Annotated in this window: 11 protein-coding genes; 8 read left to right on the plus strand and 3 right to left on the minus strand. The window is 67.6% G+C overall.

The window, feature by feature from the left end; translation table 11 throughout:
- The first annotated feature begins 190 nt into the window (after positions 1 to 190).
- On the plus strand, positions 191 to 784 hold the full coding sequence (locus H6717_40335) for a hypothetical protein (GenBank protein MCB9583351.1): 594 nt from the start codon (positions 191 to 193) through the stop codon (positions 782 to 784).
- 164 nt (positions 785 to 948) lie between these two features.
- Here the strand turns inward: H6717_40335 and H6717_40340 are convergent, their stop codons facing one another.
- Complete coding sequence (locus tag H6717_40340) at positions 949 to 2,184, minus strand: lamin tail domain-containing protein (protein MCB9583352.1); 1,236 nt, start codon at positions 2,182 to 2,184, stop codon at positions 949 to 951.
- Between the two features lie 182 nt (positions 2,185 to 2,366).
- Between H6717_40340 and H6717_40345 the strand changes: the two genes are divergently transcribed.
- Entirely contained in the window at positions 2,367 to 2,627 is a 261-nt protein-coding gene (locus H6717_40345; protein MCB9583353.1) for a hypothetical protein, read from the plus strand.
- Positions 2,628 to 2,630: 3 nt separating this feature from the next.
- On the opposite strand, the gene H6717_40350 is transcribed toward H6717_40345, so the two are convergent.
- Complete coding sequence (locus H6717_40350; protein MCB9583354.1) at positions 2,631 to 4,841, minus strand: hypothetical protein; 2,211 nt, start codon at positions 4,839 to 4,841, stop codon at positions 2,631 to 2,633.
- A 124-nt stretch (positions 4,842 to 4,965) separates the two neighbouring features.
- Between H6717_40350 and H6717_40355 the strand changes: the two genes are divergently transcribed.
- The 3 genes from H6717_40355 (at position 4,966) to H6717_40365 (ending at position 11,084) form a co-directional block, all read left to right on the plus strand.
- A complete protein-coding gene (locus tag H6717_40355; protein MCB9583355.1) occupies positions 4,966 to 9,456 on the plus strand; it encodes a protein kinase in 4,491 nt (1,496 codons plus the stop codon).
- A complete protein-coding gene (locus H6717_40360) occupies positions 9,453 to 10,715 on the plus strand; it encodes a patatin-like phospholipase family protein (GenBank protein ID MCB9583356.1) in 1,263 nt (420 codons plus the stop codon). The genes H6717_40355 and H6717_40360 overlap by 4 nt, the downstream gene beginning before the upstream one ends.
- 150 nt (positions 10,716 to 10,865) lie before the next feature.
- Positions 10,866 to 11,084 (plus strand): hypothetical protein, encoded by a 219-nt coding sequence (locus tag H6717_40365; GenBank protein MCB9583357.1) that lies wholly within the window; start codon positions 10,866 to 10,868, stop codon positions 11,082 to 11,084.
- 111 nt (positions 11,085 to 11,195) lie between these two features.
- On the opposite strand, the gene H6717_40370 is transcribed toward H6717_40365, so the two are convergent.
- On the minus strand, positions 11,196 to 11,504 hold the full coding sequence (locus H6717_40370; GenBank protein MCB9583358.1) for a tetratricopeptide repeat protein: 309 nt from the start codon (positions 11,502 to 11,504) through the stop codon (positions 11,196 to 11,198).
- A gap of 298 nt (positions 11,505 to 11,802) precedes the next feature.
- On the opposite strand from H6717_40370, the gene H6717_40375 reads away from it, so the two are divergent.
- The 3 genes from H6717_40375 (at position 11,803) to H6717_40385 (ending at position 14,240) form a co-directional block, all read left to right on the plus strand.
- On the plus strand, positions 11,803 to 12,357 hold the full coding sequence (locus tag H6717_40375) for a Crp/Fnr family transcriptional regulator (protein ID MCB9583359.1): 555 nt from the start codon (positions 11,803 to 11,805) through the stop codon (positions 12,355 to 12,357).
- Between the two features lie 942 nt (positions 12,358 to 13,299).
- Positions 13,300 to 13,707, plus strand: a complete 408-nt coding sequence (locus H6717_40380) for a hypothetical protein (GenBank protein ID MCB9583360.1) — start codon at positions 13,300 to 13,302, stop codon at positions 13,705 to 13,707.
- Positions 13,708 to 13,880: 173 nt separating this feature from the next.
- On the plus strand, positions 13,881 to 14,240 hold the full coding sequence (locus H6717_40385; GenBank protein MCB9583361.1) for a hypothetical protein: 360 nt from the start codon (positions 13,881 to 13,883) through the stop codon (positions 14,238 to 14,240).
- Positions 14,241 to 14,714: the final 474 nt, after the last annotated feature.

Below are 14,714 nucleotides of genomic sequence, written 5' to 3' on the forward strand. Positions count from 1 at the left end.
TGAGCGCGCGGGGTCGCGGGATCGCGTCTCGCCTCACGATGCCGGTCGTGCGGGCACTCAGCAGCGCTCTGAGTGCGTCTCGATTCAGTTTCGATTTCTGAAGCGTCGGGCGCTCTGAACGCCCACCAGCGAGGCACTGAAAGAGCCCAAATTTCGCGTGGTATGCCGATGGGGAACCCAAGGGGGAGTCATGTCGAACCAGAACTACGAATGTCACGAATCCATTGGGCTGCAAGCTCTCGATGCGCTCTCGAATGAAGCGCTTTGGCAAAGTACGCTCACGGCGAACGCCACTCGTCGCCGCGCCATCGCCCGGCTTCTGGTGCATCTGGCGTTGATCGAAGAGCGACGGCTGCATCTGGTGCGCGGCTACTCGTCGCTCTACGATCTGTGCATGCGCTGCCTCGGGATGAGCGAGGGCCAGGCGCATCGCAGCGTTTCCGGAGCGCACGCGGCGAAGACCTATCCCCTCGCGCTGGAGATGATCGCTGATGGCCGCTTGCACCTCACCGGTCTTTCGCTCATCGTCAAGCGCCTCACGGCCGAGAATCACGCTCGGCTGCTCGAGGACGTGGCCGGCAGGACCAAGGCCGACATCTTGATCGTGCTCGCGCGCTGGTTTCCGAAGCCGGATGTTCCCGATCGCGTGGAGCCGGTGTCGGGTGGGTCACGCCCTTCCGAACAAGGCAGTTTGAGCCTGGACGGGGGTTCAAGAAGGCTGAGTGCTGCAAGGTGGTCGCGGCCCTCGGCACGGAGGCCGAACGCTTGCCTTTGGACCAGCTGATCCGCGAGGCGCTGCTCCGACTCACGCCGAGCTGAGCTCTCACCAGCGAATGTCGTCTGCCGTTTCGAACAGCGGGAACGTTTCGGGCTTTTTCCGCGTGGGACCAACAATCCCATGACCCAGCAAGCGACGTGTTTGGTTGGTGCGCCGCGGAACCTCGTGCCTCAGTTGCAGTGACTACCGAGGCCCGTCAGGGTGTCGATGGGTTGTCCGGTCCACTCGAGGGGCGGATCGAACGCGTTGCTGCCGTTCTTGTCGCCCGTCGTCACGGTGCACTTGCGGCGCAAGGTCATGTCCTGTGTCGAGAGGGTGCCGCCGGTCCAGGCCGTGCCGGGATCGAAGCCGATTTGCCCGAAGACGTCCTGGGTGACGCCGTTGCAGGCGATCTCGTAGGCGTCGTTACCGTTGTGGTTGATGCTGGAGGTGAGCGCGTCGCAGTAGGTGCTCGAGACGATGGACGAGTGGCACACCACGAAGCTCTGCTTTGCTCCCAGAATGGTGCTGGCGAACACGTCGATGACGAACGCCGAGGTGGAGCCGTTGGAGTAGCGGAGCAGTTGGCAGCTCGACAGATCCACGCTGCCGTTGCCGAGGTTCGTGATCTCGAGGGCCTTGTTGTTGCTGCTGCCCTCCACGTACTCACTGAAGATCAGATTGGTGGCGCCGCCACCGGTACCGCCGGTTCCGCCCACGCCACCGGTTCCGCCCACGCCACCGGTTCCGCCCACGCCACCGGTTCCGCCCACGCCACCGGTTCCGCCCACGCCACCGGTTCCGCCCACGCCACCGGTTCCGCCCACGCCGCCAGTTCCGCCGACGCCGCCGGTTCCGCCCGCGCCGCCGGTTCCGCCGACGCCGCCCGTGCCACCGGTTCCGCCCACGCCGCCGGTTCCGCCGACGCCGCCAGCGCCGCCGGTGCCCCCACCGCACACGCCGTTTTGCTGATATGCGTACAGCGCCGAGTCACACAGCGACTCCGCGTTGGGTGACTGCTGATACGTAGCCAGCGCGGTCAGGCACTGCTCCTTCACCGTGGCGTCCGCCGCGTTGCAGCACTCCGAGAGCGCGGCGCAGCTGCCGCCTACGGCGCCCCCGCTGCCGCCGGAGCCCGCGATGCCACCCGAGCCACCGCCGCTGCCGCCGGTGCCGGCGTTGCACAGCCCCGCTGCCGCGTAGGTGCTCAGCGCGGAGCCGCACACCTGGGAGGGATCTTGGGCGCCGCTGGATTGCGACAGTGCCTGCATGCAGCCGTCCCGCTGCGAGGCGTCGGACATCTCCGAGCAGCACTGCTGCAGCGCTCCGCACTGATCCCCCGGTGGGTAGCCGCCGCCGCCACCGCCGCCGGAGCTGCAGCCGAGGAGCAAGAACGCGAGAAGTGAGGCGTGGCGAAGTCGAAGCATGGCAGTCACCCGGTGTCGTGGGTGCTCGCGTGGGGCGAGCAAAGCGGACCCGCACAGCAATCCCCGTGCCGCCCCTGCTACGCGAGGAAACGGCGGGACCTTCCTCAAAGCTGGGGGGCGCGCAGCCCAGCCCCGCGCATGGATTGCGGCATCGAGGCCCCAACTTCCGCTACGTTCGAAGGATGCGAGTCGCTGTTCTGTTCACACTGTTCTTGGCGGGATGCGGAGCCAGCCCCAAACCCGACGCGTCCTCCACGGCCCCCGCTTCCGCTGCGCCCGCTCCAGATCCCGAGGTAGAGGTCGAGCAGCAGCTCACGGAAGCCGAAGCAGTGCACAAGAGCGATCCGGAGCGCGCCGCCCACATGGCCTCCGACCCCTGCACGCGCACTCAGAGCTCGAAGAACAAGGCGCGCTGTTTCAACCTCGGCGTGATGGTGCAGTAGCGCTCAGGGCACCTGCACGCCTGCCGGGAGCGAAACGTCCACGCCGCCCTTGTGGCGTGCCACCAGATCGCGAGCGATGGCGACCTCCACCAGCTCGATGGCCTGGCTGCCGGCGACCTCTTCCAGCTTGGGCAGCACCTGACCGTTCTTCTTGCGGTGGCTCATCGCCACGTAGAACTCGGCTTCCGTCTTCTGCACGCGAGAGCGCGCCGCCGCGGTGAGCTCGCTATCGCCGAGCTTGCCGCGAGCCCAGGCAGCAAGCTTGGCAGGCCAGCCGCTGTCCTCGTCGACGTTGGCCAGCGCTTCTTCCACGGTGCCATCGCTGGGCACGCCCTGCTGGATCTCCACCAAGCGCAGCCACAGGGCGATGTACACCAGATCCTCGTTCTCGAGGCCGGCCTCCACGCCTTCGTGCACCGCCTTGCGCGCAGCGTTGAGATCTCCCAGAACGAGGGCGCGGCGCGCGGCGTCCAGCAACGTGGCGGTCAGCTGGCGGGCATCGCTGCGCGAAGCTTCATAGGCGCGATCCGTCGCGCGGCGAGCGCCCTGCGCCGCACCGAAGTGCTCGAGCACGTGGGCCAGGATGCGCTCCGCACGGGCCTGCTCCGCGGAGCCGCGAGCCTGCTGTCGAGCGTCCAGGGCGCCCTTGAGCGCGCGCGTGAGGGAAGCCTGCGCTTGGGCGGCGTCGCCTTTGTCTCGATAGATCTCGTACTGCGTGAGGCTCGCCTCGGATTCGGCGGCGCGATCTCCGGCGCGCTTGGCCAACGCGACCAGCTGGTCCAGGGTGGACAGCGCGCGTTGGGTGTCGCCGCGCTGTCGCTGAATCGCGGCCAGCATGCTGTAGGCCGCCTGTGACGGTTCGGTCTTCACGGCGGCCTCCACGTGGGGCAGCGCTCGTCCGAGCTCGCCCGCCCGCGTCTCGAGGGCCGCCATCACGTAGTACAGACGACCCGCGCTCGGGCGCAGGCGCCCCGCGTACTCTTTTTCGCCGGCCACGGTGAGGATGGGCTTGGCGTTCGCGAAGGTGCGGCGCGCCGCCGGCAGATCGCCAATCTCGTCTTCCGTGATGATGGCCCGGAGCACCAGCGCCATGCCCCAGGAAAGCTCGTCTATCGAGGGCTTTTCCCCGAGGGCGGGGGCGAGCACCAAGGGCGCCGCTTCCGCCATGCCGTACTCCACGAGCTGGGCCGACAGCGGCGCGGCGCCCCGCATGCTCTTCGGCTCCGCACGAAACAGCTCCACCGCCGTGCCCCACGCTGCTGCGCGGCTGAGGGCGCCGTCGATGGACGTTTCCGGTCGGTTCATGTCTTCGGAAGACTCGAACAGGCGATACAGATCTCCCCACGCTTCCGGATCGTCGTCGGACGCCGCGCGCTCGAGTCGCTCCGTGAGCCCCGGCGGAACGATGCGCGTCAGGTCCCCGTTCTCCAACGCGTCGAGGGCGCCCTTCGCGTCGCCGTGGCGCAGGTAGAGGGCGACCAGCGTGGCGCCGCCGGCGCGCACCGAGCGGTACGCCTCGATGGCTTCTTCTCGTTCGAAGTTCGATCGGATTGGCGTTTCGGAAGCGTTGAACTCGAGGCCGCGGTGGATCCACGCGACGGTCGCTTCGCGCGCCTGCTTCAAGGTCTCCGGATTCGTCTCGAGCAGCGAGCGGTTGGCTGCGGTGCGCTGCAGCGTGCCGGCGGACTGCATGGGGCCGTTGCCCGCGGTGGCGGTCCAGCGCGAAAGCGCCGCGAGATGGGAGTCGACGTCCTTCTTCTCGGCGCCTTCTTTCAGCACCGAGCGGAGCATGGTGTAGAGCGCGAGGGAGCGGCCTTCATCGCCCACACGCGCCACTTCCGAGGCGCCGGCGGAGAGCGCCGGCGCGGCGCCCTCCAACATCTGTTGGCGAAGCTCGCCGGACCTGAGCAGGTACAGCCCGCCCGTCAGCGCTGCCAGGCCGGCGCCGCGGTTGGTGCGAAAGCGCTTCTGTGCCCGCGCCAGCTGGTGTCGCACCACCCCGGCCAGCAAGTCCAAGCGCTGGCTGTCTTCTTCGCCCGAGAGCAGCACGCGATAGGTGCTCTCGGCGAACTGGGCGTCGCTGATCTTCGCGGGGTTGATGGGACCCTCGGCACTGGGGTTCCGAGGTCCTTCGCCGCCTCGTGCGGCCGGTGAACAAGCTGTGGACAGGAGCGTCAGGGTTCCGGCCAGCGTCAGCACGGCGATTCGTCGCATTGGGTGCAGTCTACTCGTGCCGGCGCCCATTGCACGAGGCTCCGCCCCGAGACAAAAATGCCCTTGATTTGCCCTGCAAGCGGCAGCGACGACGAGGCCGATCCGCGGTAGCATTCGAGCGCCCATGAGCGACGAGCCCCCGCGACCAGTCCCCGAGCGCCTCGCGGACTTCGAGGTCATCCGCCGGCTCGGCGCCGGGGGCATGGCGGAGGTGTTCCTCGCCAAGAAGCGCGGCGCCGAGGGCACCTACAAGCTGCTCGTCGTGAAGCGCATCCTCCCGGCGTACGGCTCGTCCCGTCGCTTTCGCGCGATGTTCGCGGAAGAGGCGCAGCTCGCCACGCGGTTGAACCACCCCAACATCGTCCAGGTCTACGACTTCCAGGACTACGGGGACGAGGGCCAGCTGCTCAGCATGGAGTACGTGGAGGGGCCGGATCTCCGCAAGGTGATGCGCTCCGCCAGCGCCAACAAGAAGCGGGTTCCGCCGTGGGTGGCGGCGTACATCGTGGCGGAGGTGGCGAAGGGCCTCCACTACGCCCACGAGCGCAAGGACGAAGGCGGCTCCCCGCTGGAGATCGTGCACCGCGACGTCTCCCCGCAGAACATCTTGGTGTCCTTCGAGGGCGCGGTGAAGATCGCGGACTTCGGTATCGCCTCCGCGAACATGTTCCGTGAAGAGCCCGGCGTGCTGAAGGGCAAGACGGCGTACATGTCGCCGGAACAGGCCCGCGCCGAGAAGGTCGATCGGCGCACCGACATCTACTCCCTCGGCGTGGTGTTCCACGAGCTGCTCACCGGGCGCCCGCTCCACGGCGCCGCGGATGGGCAGGAGCTGCTCGAGGTAGTGCGCGCGGGTCGCGTGGAGCCGCCCAGCACCTTCGCCCGCGAGATCCCGCCGGAGCTCGAAGCCATCGTGATGAAGGCGCTGTCGAAGAATCCGACGGATCGCTTCCAGACCGCGCGAGAGATGGCGGGCGCCATCACGCGAACGCTGTTCACCAAGCAGCAGATGGTCGACTCCCACGTGCTGGAAGGCGTGCTGTCGCAGATCGTCAGCCGCGAGCACACCTCCCCCGGCGTGGAGCAGGATCTCACCGGCAGCGCCGCCGAGAGCCAGTACGGGGACGACGCGGAATCCAGCGAATCCGAGCCTCAGGGCGACAGCACCGCCGAGCCCCGAACCAGCGACGAAGCCACCGGTCCGGGCCGGCCCATCCGCCCTCGGCTCCACGAGCGGGCGGGCCGGGAGGTGCGCCACGTGGCGGTGATCACCCTGCGGCTGCACGGCCTTTCGGAGCTGGCCAACGCCATCGGAGAAGCCGCCGCCAGCACCTTCATCGATCAGCTCAAGGGCACGCTGGATCAAATCGCCTTCAAACGCAGCGCGCGGCTCACCTGGGCGGCGCGCCAGGTCGGGGGCGGCGCGATGGAGCTGCCGGACACCGCGCGCGCCGTCGTCGGTCTGATGGCGAACCCGGCCCGCGCCGCAGCGGACGCCGCCTGGTTCGCGGTGGACGTTCACGAAGCCATCGAGGGTTCCTCCGGCGACATGCCGGTGGAGCTCCGCGCGAGCGTCGGCATCGTGCGCGGTATTGCCAGTGGTCGTCGCGACAAAGCCGGTCACCTCATCGATCATTCCCTGCAGGAACCGGCGGACTACCTGGCGGGGCTGATCGGCGAGGGCGCGCCGGCGGGGGCCACCTTCGTAGCCGGAGGCTTGTACCGCCTGGTGCGGCGCGACTTCGTTTGGGGCGAGGCTCCGGCCATCGGCATCGACGACGCCGTTGCGCGGAACCTTCCGGAGAACATGCGGGTGTACCGCCTGGTGCGGCCGCTCACTCGGGAAGAGCGCCACAAGGAAACGGAGCGCGCCGCGGGAGATCTCGTGGGCCGCGATGCCGAGCTCGCGGACCTGCAAGCCGCCTACTACAACGCCGTCACTCCGGGCCCGAGCGGAGGCTTGGGTCAGGTGTCCGCCCGCGTGGTGTACGGCGAGATGGGCATCGGCAAGACGGCGCTCGTCAACAGCTTCGTCTCCGAGCTGCCCGACAACGTGCGCGTGCTCCGCGTGGAATGCTCGCCGGCCAAGAGCGAGCTGCCCTTCGCCAACATCGCCGACTGGGTCCGGGAGCTCACCGACACCAAGGCGGATCAGCCCATCGACGAAGTGAAGAAGGCCATTACGCTTTCTCTCGGGGACTTCGCCAGCGGCGAGGCCGGCGCGGAGATCGTGGAGCGCATGGCGGAGCTCACCACCGGTCGCGTGGCGCAGGCCGCGGACGAAGGCGACGCCGCCCGCCACCGCAAGCTGATCTCCTCCGGCGTTCGTCGTTTCCTCGCCCGCGCCGCCCTGGAGCAGCCGCTGGTGGTCGTGATCGAAGGCCTGCAGTGGAGCGACCGTCCGAGCGTGGAGCTGGTCTCGGAGCTGATCCGCCGCAAGGATCCGATGCCGGTGATCGCGGTGCTGGTCACGCGCCCGGACGACCGCGTGGCGCCGTACATCGAGGGCATGGTGCGCATCGAGCTGAAAGGGCTCAGTGCGGAAAACCAGATCCGCCTCGTGGCCGGTCGTCTCGGGGCGTCCGAAGGCGTAGCCCAGGTGTGTGCAGATCTGTTACCGCGGGCCGCCGGCAATCCATTCTTCCTGCTCGAGATGGTGGACGCGCTTTTGGAGCGCGGCACCCTCGAGCTTCGGGAGCGGGCTGACGGTTCACAAGAGCTGGTTCGTGTGGAACGGCCGGGCGAGCCGGCCTTGGCGTTGCCCTCCACGCTCGAGCAGCTGATCGCCGACCGCCTGAACGAGCTGCCGCCGGAGGAGCAAGAGGTGGTGGAGTGGCTCGCGGTGGCCGGTGGCCCTTTGAGCTTGGAAGATCTCACCACGCTGCGCGGCATGCCCACGGAGGAAGCCGTCATTCGTCTGTGCGCCCGCGGCCTGTGCGACACCAAGAACGATTCGGTGGACGTGCGCTATCCGCTGACGCGCGACGTTGCCTACCGCGCGCTGGAACGCGGGCAGCGCAGTCGCATGCATCGAGCTCTGGGCTTGCACCTGGCGGACACGCCGCTGGCGCAGGGCCTCACGGCGGCCATCGTCGCGCGGCATCTGGCGCGCGGCGTGGCCAAGAGCCAAGCCGCGGAGCTGTACCTCACGGCGGCCGCGGCGGCGCGCTCCAGCTATCAGACGCAGCTCGCGACGCGCTACTACCGCCGCGCCCTGGCCATGATGGAAGAGGGCGACCAGCGCCGGTTGGAAGCGCACGAAGCCCTCGAGAACATGTATCGCGTGCAGGGGCGCTGGCGCGAGCGGCGCAAGCAGTTGGTGGCCTTCCGCCAGCTGGCGCGGGACAGCGGCAAGCCGCGGTGGGTGTCCACGGCGCTGCTCCGCACGGCGCGCTTCGAGCTGGACGAAGGGCACCTGGCGCGGGGGCTCATCTCGGCCCAGCGCGCGGAACAAGTCGCGGCTCAAGCCGGCTCCGCAGTGCTGGAAGTGCAGGCCCAATCACTGATGGCGGAGATGCTGCGAGACCTCGGGGACATGCAGGGAGCCCTGGCCGCTTGCGATCGCGCGCTGGAAACCTCCCAGAGCCAGGACGTCCCTCCTCGCTTGCGCGCCGAGGTGCTGCGGGCTCGGGGCACGCTGCTGCGGCGCGTGGGTCGCGTGCACGAGGCCGTGGATGCTCACGCGGAAGCCATCGCGGTCTTCCGTCAGGTGGGCGCCCGGCGCCTGGAGGCGCGCGCCAAGAACTCGCTGGCCTTCGCGATGTACGTGCTCGGTCGCTTCGAGGACGCCATTGCCTTGGCGCTGGATGCGATTCGCATCGACCTGGCCATTGGCGGACGCTTCCAGATTGCCAAGACGCTCAGCAACATCGGACAGAGCTACGCGCGGCTGGGCGACAGCGAGCGCGGGCTCGCGTACCTCAAGCGCGCCCGCGAGGCCCACGAGCGCTACGGCGATCAAGACGCGCGCGCCGACACGCTCTTGTGCACCGCGGAGGTGCAGCTCGAGATGGATCAGATTGCCGCGGCGGACACCTTCGTGGGAGACGCCGGCGCCCTCACCGCCGTCACCGGTAGCGCGTACGATTCCGTACACGAGAAGATTCTGCGCGCGGTGCTGGCGCGGCGGATGGGCGACTCGGGCACCGCCGTGATGCACGCCTTCGACGCGCGGCAGGCCGCCGAGGCGCAGGCCTACGTTGCGTTCCACTTCTACGCCATGGCCGCCGAAGCCGCCGCCCGCGTGGACATCGGCGAGTCCCACACCGGCATCTTGCTCGCCACCACCGCCATGGGCGCCATCGAGACCGTGCAGGGCTCGGAGTACGGCCTCGAAACACGTGCGCTGTGCGTCGAGGCGCTGCAGAAGGCCAACTCTCCCCAGGCCGACGAGATGCGTGAGCGCGCCAAGACCTACATCCTCACCCTGCTGCAATCCATTCGCGATCCCGAGCTTCGCGGCACGTTCATTCGCCGGCCGATGGTACGTCGTCTCATCGGTGAGCTGCCCGAGGATCTCGCCGACGCGCCGGTCACCGGGGAGCAGCCCGTGCCGGGGTCAGCGCGAGAAGACGTGCAGTCGAGCGCAGACAAAGGTAGCGTTTCGCCTTCGTGAGCCTAGAGCGTCCGAATCGGCGGCTCGCCGTCATCCTGTCCGGCGGTGGTGCGCGTGGTGCGTACGAGGTCGGCGTGCTCTGGTACCTGTTCGACGAGCTCACGCGGCTGCGCGGTGGGCCTCCGCGGGTCGACATCTTGTGTGGCACCAGCGTGGGTGCCATCAACAGCGGCTATCTGGCCGCGCACCTGGCGGATCCCGTGCTCGGCATGCGCCGCCTGGTGGACGTCTGGAGCAGCCTGAGCCTCGACAGCGTGCTGGGTTTCGGCTGGCGCCAAGCCATGACGCTGCCGCGCGTGCTGCTCGGCGGGCAGGGCGGCGCCGGTATCTTCGACGTCTCCCCCATGGCGGAGCTGGTGCAGCGGGAAATCCCGTGGCGCGCCGTGTCGCGCACCATGCGCAAGGGACACCTGCGGGCGCTCAGCGTGAGCGCCACGGAAGTGAGCACCGGCCGCACCGTGATCTTCATGCAGACGGGGCCGACCACCTCGCTGCCCACGCGCGCGCCGCCGCGCACGTTGATTCGCGCGGATCGCATCGGGCCGCAGCACGCTCTGGCCTCCGCGGCCATCCCCATGTTGTTTCCGCCGGTGAAGATCGGCAGCCAGCTTTACGTAGACGGCGGCGTGCGTCAGAACACGCCCATCGCCCCCGCCATTCGCCTGGGGGCCACCCACGTGTTCGTGGTGGGCACCTCACGCTTGGTGCGCGGCATCGCGCACGCCAAACCCACGCAAGCACCGAGCGCCACGTTCTTGCTGGGCAAGATCATGAACGCCCTGTTGCTCGACCACTTGGACAGCGACCTCGGCTTCGTCAACCTGCTGAACGACATTTTGGAGAGCGGAGAAGCCGGCTTCGGCAAGGAGTTCGTCGATCGTCTGAACGGCGCCGCCGCCACCCGCGGCGGTCACCAGTTCCGCCCCATCAGCACCTTGGTGGTTCGCCCCACAGAAGGCATCGGCCAGCTCGCCGCGGATCACCTGCGGCAGGGTAAGCTCCGCGCGGGGCCCGCCGTCACCAAGCGGCTGCTCAAGCTCCTGGACATGGGCGTGGCAGACGACGCGGATCTCGCGAGCTACTTGTTGTTCGACGGTGAGTTCGCGCGGCGGCTGATCGAGCTGGGGCGCTCCGACGCCCATGCGCGCCGCAACGAGATCCTCGATTTCCTCGGCGACGCCGAGGACGACGTGCCGCCCGCGCTCGACCCTGCCGGCGGCAGCTCCCACTGGACGTTGCCGCCACCCGCCATCGGCTGATGCCAAAGCTCTGCGTGCACACGTTGGCGCTGCTGTTGGCCGGGTGCGGCGAAGCCTCCAGCCCGACGGCGCACCCCGCGCCGGCCGAGTGCAACGGTAGCTTCGACGTGGGCGCTCCGGAGCCGACGGCGCCCGACCTTCAAGACGGCGTTGGGTGCCGATCTGGGTGTCGTCGAATCCGCCGGCGTGCTGCAAGGCACCTCGGTCAAGAGCGACGGTTCGGGAAACGCCACGCTCTCCGTACCCGGCAACGCGTTCGCGTCCCGCGCCCACGTCGATCTGCAGACCGGCGTCGGCTTCGCGAAGGTCGTGGATTGCGGCTTCGCGCCGGTGGAGGGCGCCACCGCCATCCCACCCTCGTTACCGTGAGTGCATTCGGAGTCGTCACCCCCGGCACCGAGCCCGTGGAGCTTGGCTCGATCAGCTTGCCCCTGTTCCCTCAGAGCGGTCGCTCGGCACCCTCTACCCGCGCTGACGCGATCAGGTTTCGGCGAGCGCGTCCTCGAGCTCGCTCAGCGTCTTGCCGTCGCCCTTGGTCTTGGCCAGCTCGATGCCGGCGCGCAACCATTCCTTGGCGTCGTCGTTGCGCGACATCTCCATCAGCAGCTGCCCCGTCATCAGGTACATCGGCAGATAGCTCGCATCCGCTTCCCGCAACGCTTGGAACGCCGCCAACGCATCTTCGTGACGCCCCTCCTTCCGGTACTCCATGGCCAGGCCGTAACGGGCGAAGGAATCGGCTTTGCCGGAGCTGACCAGCTGTTCGAGCAGGGCGAGGCGCTTGTTCATGACACCTGACGCTTAGGCGAGCAGCGTGCGGTTGCAAGCGCCCACGCGTTCCCCCGGAAATTCCCGATGAAAGCGCGTTGGTTTCCACCGCGGGATCACGTCAGCCGATCACATGACGGCGGTCATGAGCGGTGGGAGGTGGCCCTGCACAAAGCGTTAGCATCGAAGCGTGTCGAGCACGTCATCATCAAGCGACGACGACAAGTCCGCGCAGCGGCAGCTCAATGATCTTCCGCTGCGTTGCCGAACGTGTCGGCTGGGCGTGGCTTCTCTACCCGCAGAATGCCCGTTCTCCGACATGCGCCGCCCGGCTGGCGCGATCCTGATTCAACAGGACGAGAAGCCGCGCGCAGTGCTCTACGTTCGTCGCGGTCAAGTCGCCATTGGTTCCGCCAGCGAGTCGGGTGCCGAGTCGTCCTTTGCCGTTCGCGGTCCGGACACGCTTCTCGGCTTGGAGGTGCTGATCGACGAACGCGCGCCGTACCAGGTCACGGCGCTCACCGACGTCGTGTTCTGTGCCCTCGAGCCCAGCGCGTTCCTGGGTTGGGTCGGACAGTTGGATTCGCCCATGGGTGCGGTGCTCGAGCTGGCCGTCGCCGAGGCAGGCCGGAGGGTGCAAGAGCGCCACGGTCTGCAGGGCACCGCCGTGCGTCGCGTGGCCCGCTTCCTGCTGAAGCAGGTCGAGTCCGGCACCCTGAGCACGCCACAAAACGTGGTGGCTACGGTGCTCGGCATGCGTCCGGAAACGCTCTCCCGTGCTCTCGCCAAGCTCCGCACAGCCGGCGCCCTCGCACCCGGCCGCACCGTCCGCGTCACGGACTCCTCGGTCCTCGACAAATTCGCCAACGAATAACGCCCCGCGCGCCCCGGCACATCGCCAGCCAGGCCCGCACGACACATCGCCAGCCAGGCCCGCGCGGCACATCGCCCAGCCCGGCACATCGCCGGCCAGGCCCGCGCCGCCCCTGAGCGTCTTCATGTTGGTTCGCCGCGGAACCTCGCGTCGAGCCTTGTCGCGCGCACTCTCGGACCTCCACTTATCTGTTTATCCCGCGAGCAAGTAACCCAACCCCGCGGAATCACGCGACGTCAGGGCACTGGATAAATCGGGGCGTCGCGGTAGAACTCTAGTTAGCCGGACCCAATGCCACGCAACAGGCTGCGCGAAGAGGATCTACCTGACCGCACCCGAAGCGTCGTCGCCGCGGCCCGACTCGAGTCTATTGGTTGGTTCTCACGGTGCGGTTCGCCTCCGGTTCTGATCGAGGCGGCTGTCGTCACCTCGCGAGAGGACGCTCACAAGCGCCTGGCCTCCGTAGAGTGGGAGAACTTCAAGCTGGAACGAAGAGGAGACCTAACTGTCTTCATCACGACCCAGCGACCAGACGCGCGGGGCTTGTGGAACGCGGCTACTCGCCACCTCAAGGACGCACTCGCGACCCATTTTGACCGAGTCGAATCGACTCTCCAAGTGGAGGAACTGCCGAGCGAGTGGTTGGACGATGTTCGGTGGGACCTACTGGGCTACTTCCAGGAACTGGTCTTCGATTCTGCCGGCGCACCACATTTCTATGATCGTCTGTACCGAGCATATGCGGCCGGCTCGCTTCCCTGTGGCTGGGTTGGCGCATACCCCGACGGATGCCTCGTCGTTTGGTGAGGCGCCGCCTAACTGCCAATGAACCCGCCGGCGGCAGAGCGTCGCTGCCTTCGGTGTGTTCGGAATCGCGAGGCGCTGTATCATCTCTTCCAAGGCCGCCGCGGGTTATTGGCGGTACGTTAGCCGGACGCCCACGTGGTCTCTAATTCCGAAGAGTTCTTCGCGCGACATGGCGATGGCGAGCACCCATATGTCGCCCTTGCCCATGCTGCTGTTGATACCGGCAAAGCCTTTGGGTCCGCGGGCGACATCGTCTCCTGCGATGAGATTCGCTCGACCTACGGCGTTCGCGCACGCTCTCTCGCAAGTCGAGCCGGGCCGCACGCGAAGGCCCTGCATGCCGACGTCGTCGGCCTGTGCGAACGCCTCGACGCGTGCCGGGGGCAACGCATGCGTTGGTGGACTTTTTCCCTACCTGGCGGCGCCCGGTACGTGTTTGCTGAGCATGCCGAGACCAATGCACTGCTGGGGGCTCTCCATGTTGTGAGTCGACTCGAGGTTCCGCCCAAGGACTGGCGCCGGCTGTGGGGTGATGCCGGCTAACAAGCCAATGAACCCGCCGGCGGCGAGGCGTCGCTGTGTTCGAGATGTTCGGCGTGCGGAGCTGCGGTATCATCTGTTCCACGGCCGCCGCGGGTTATTGGCGGTACGTTAGGCGGACCGTGTCTCCCTCTCCCCCAGGCTTCTGGCGCACTGTTCGCACCCCTGCTCTCTGGATGAGCGCAGCGCTGATTGTCGAACTGCTGCTCAGTCTCTCCCACTGGTTCTTGACTCCTGCCCACGTTCGCGAGGCGTCGCCGATCAATCCATGGCTGCTGTTCGCTGGTCTTGTTGTCGGCACCTTAGCCTTCGTCATTGTCGCGGCTGTGCGCGCCATACGCGCTAAGCGCTACGCGCTCGCTGTCATCCCTTTCACAACGCTATTTGCTCTGTATTTTCCGATAGCGCTCGCAATCGATGCAGTTGCGTCGACGGTAATCATTCCGACCCGCATCTTCGCGTGTATTGTCGGGATCGCAGTCTCCGTGGCCGTTCTTCTCCGGGTTCCCGTGCACGCCGTCGATCGTGCCGCCTAACAAGCACCCTGAGACGGACCGCAAGTCCTAATTTGGATTTTCGCTAGCGTATGTGAGCAACGGCGCGTTGCGCTTGCGGAGGGCGTTGAGGTAGCGAGCTTCGTCGTAGGGGGCGCGCTCGACCCAGCAGCGGTACAGGATGCGGATTGTAGACATCGGCGAGCGTGGGTTCCACTTGCGCCATGAACACCGATGACCAGGTGACCACTTCGGTGGTGTTCAGCGCACGTTCGCGCGCGTGATCATCGTTGCCACACTGCGTTCCGGGCTGGTTCACCTCGCCGGTTCGAGGGCGGAGAATTCGTTTGGTTCGTTCATCATCCAACGATGCTCGCCCGCGTCAAGGGTTCGCGCGCATTCGCTCGCCGCCTTCGGCGCCCTTGACCCAGCCTCGCCTCGTCGGAGACGGTGGGCACTTATCAGCCGAAGTACCCCTGCAAACGGGTGGTCCCCGGGTCCCGGTGTCGTCGGCGT

This window comes from Polyangiaceae bacterium (assembly GCA_020633235.1).
In the GTDB taxonomy this organism is placed as follows: Bacteria; Myxococcota_A; Polyangia; order Polyangiales; family Polyangiaceae; genus JACKEA01.

Coding starts and splice junctions, on each gene's coding strand:
- H6717_40385 (MCB9583361.1), top strand. CDS start 13,881: ATGAGCGCAGCGCTGATTGTCGAACTGCTGCTCAGTCTCTCCCACTGG.
- H6717_40345 (MCB9583353.1), top strand. CDS start 2,367: ATGCGAGTCGCTGTTCTGTTCACACTGTTCTTGGCGGGATGCGGAGCC.
- H6717_40340 (MCB9583352.1), bottom strand. CDS start 2,184: ATGCTTCGACTTCGCCACGCCTCACTTCTCGCGTTCTTGCTCCTCGGC.
- H6717_40370 (MCB9583358.1), bottom strand. CDS start 11,504: ATGAACAAGCGCCTCGCCCTGCTCGAACAGCTGGTCAGCTCCGGCAAA.
- H6717_40335 (MCB9583351.1), top strand. CDS start 191: ATGTCGAACCAGAACTACGAATGTCACGAATCCATTGGGCTGCAAGCT.
- H6717_40355 (MCB9583355.1), top strand. CDS start 4,966: ATGAGCGACGAGCCCCCGCGACCAGTCCCCGAGCGCCTCGCGGACTTC.
- H6717_40350 (MCB9583354.1), bottom strand. CDS start 4,841: ATGCGACGAATCGCCGTGCTGACGCTGGCCGGAACCCTGACGCTCCTG.
- H6717_40375 (MCB9583359.1), top strand. CDS start 11,803: ATGCGCCGCCCGGCTGGCGCGATCCTGATTCAACAGGACGAGAAGCCG.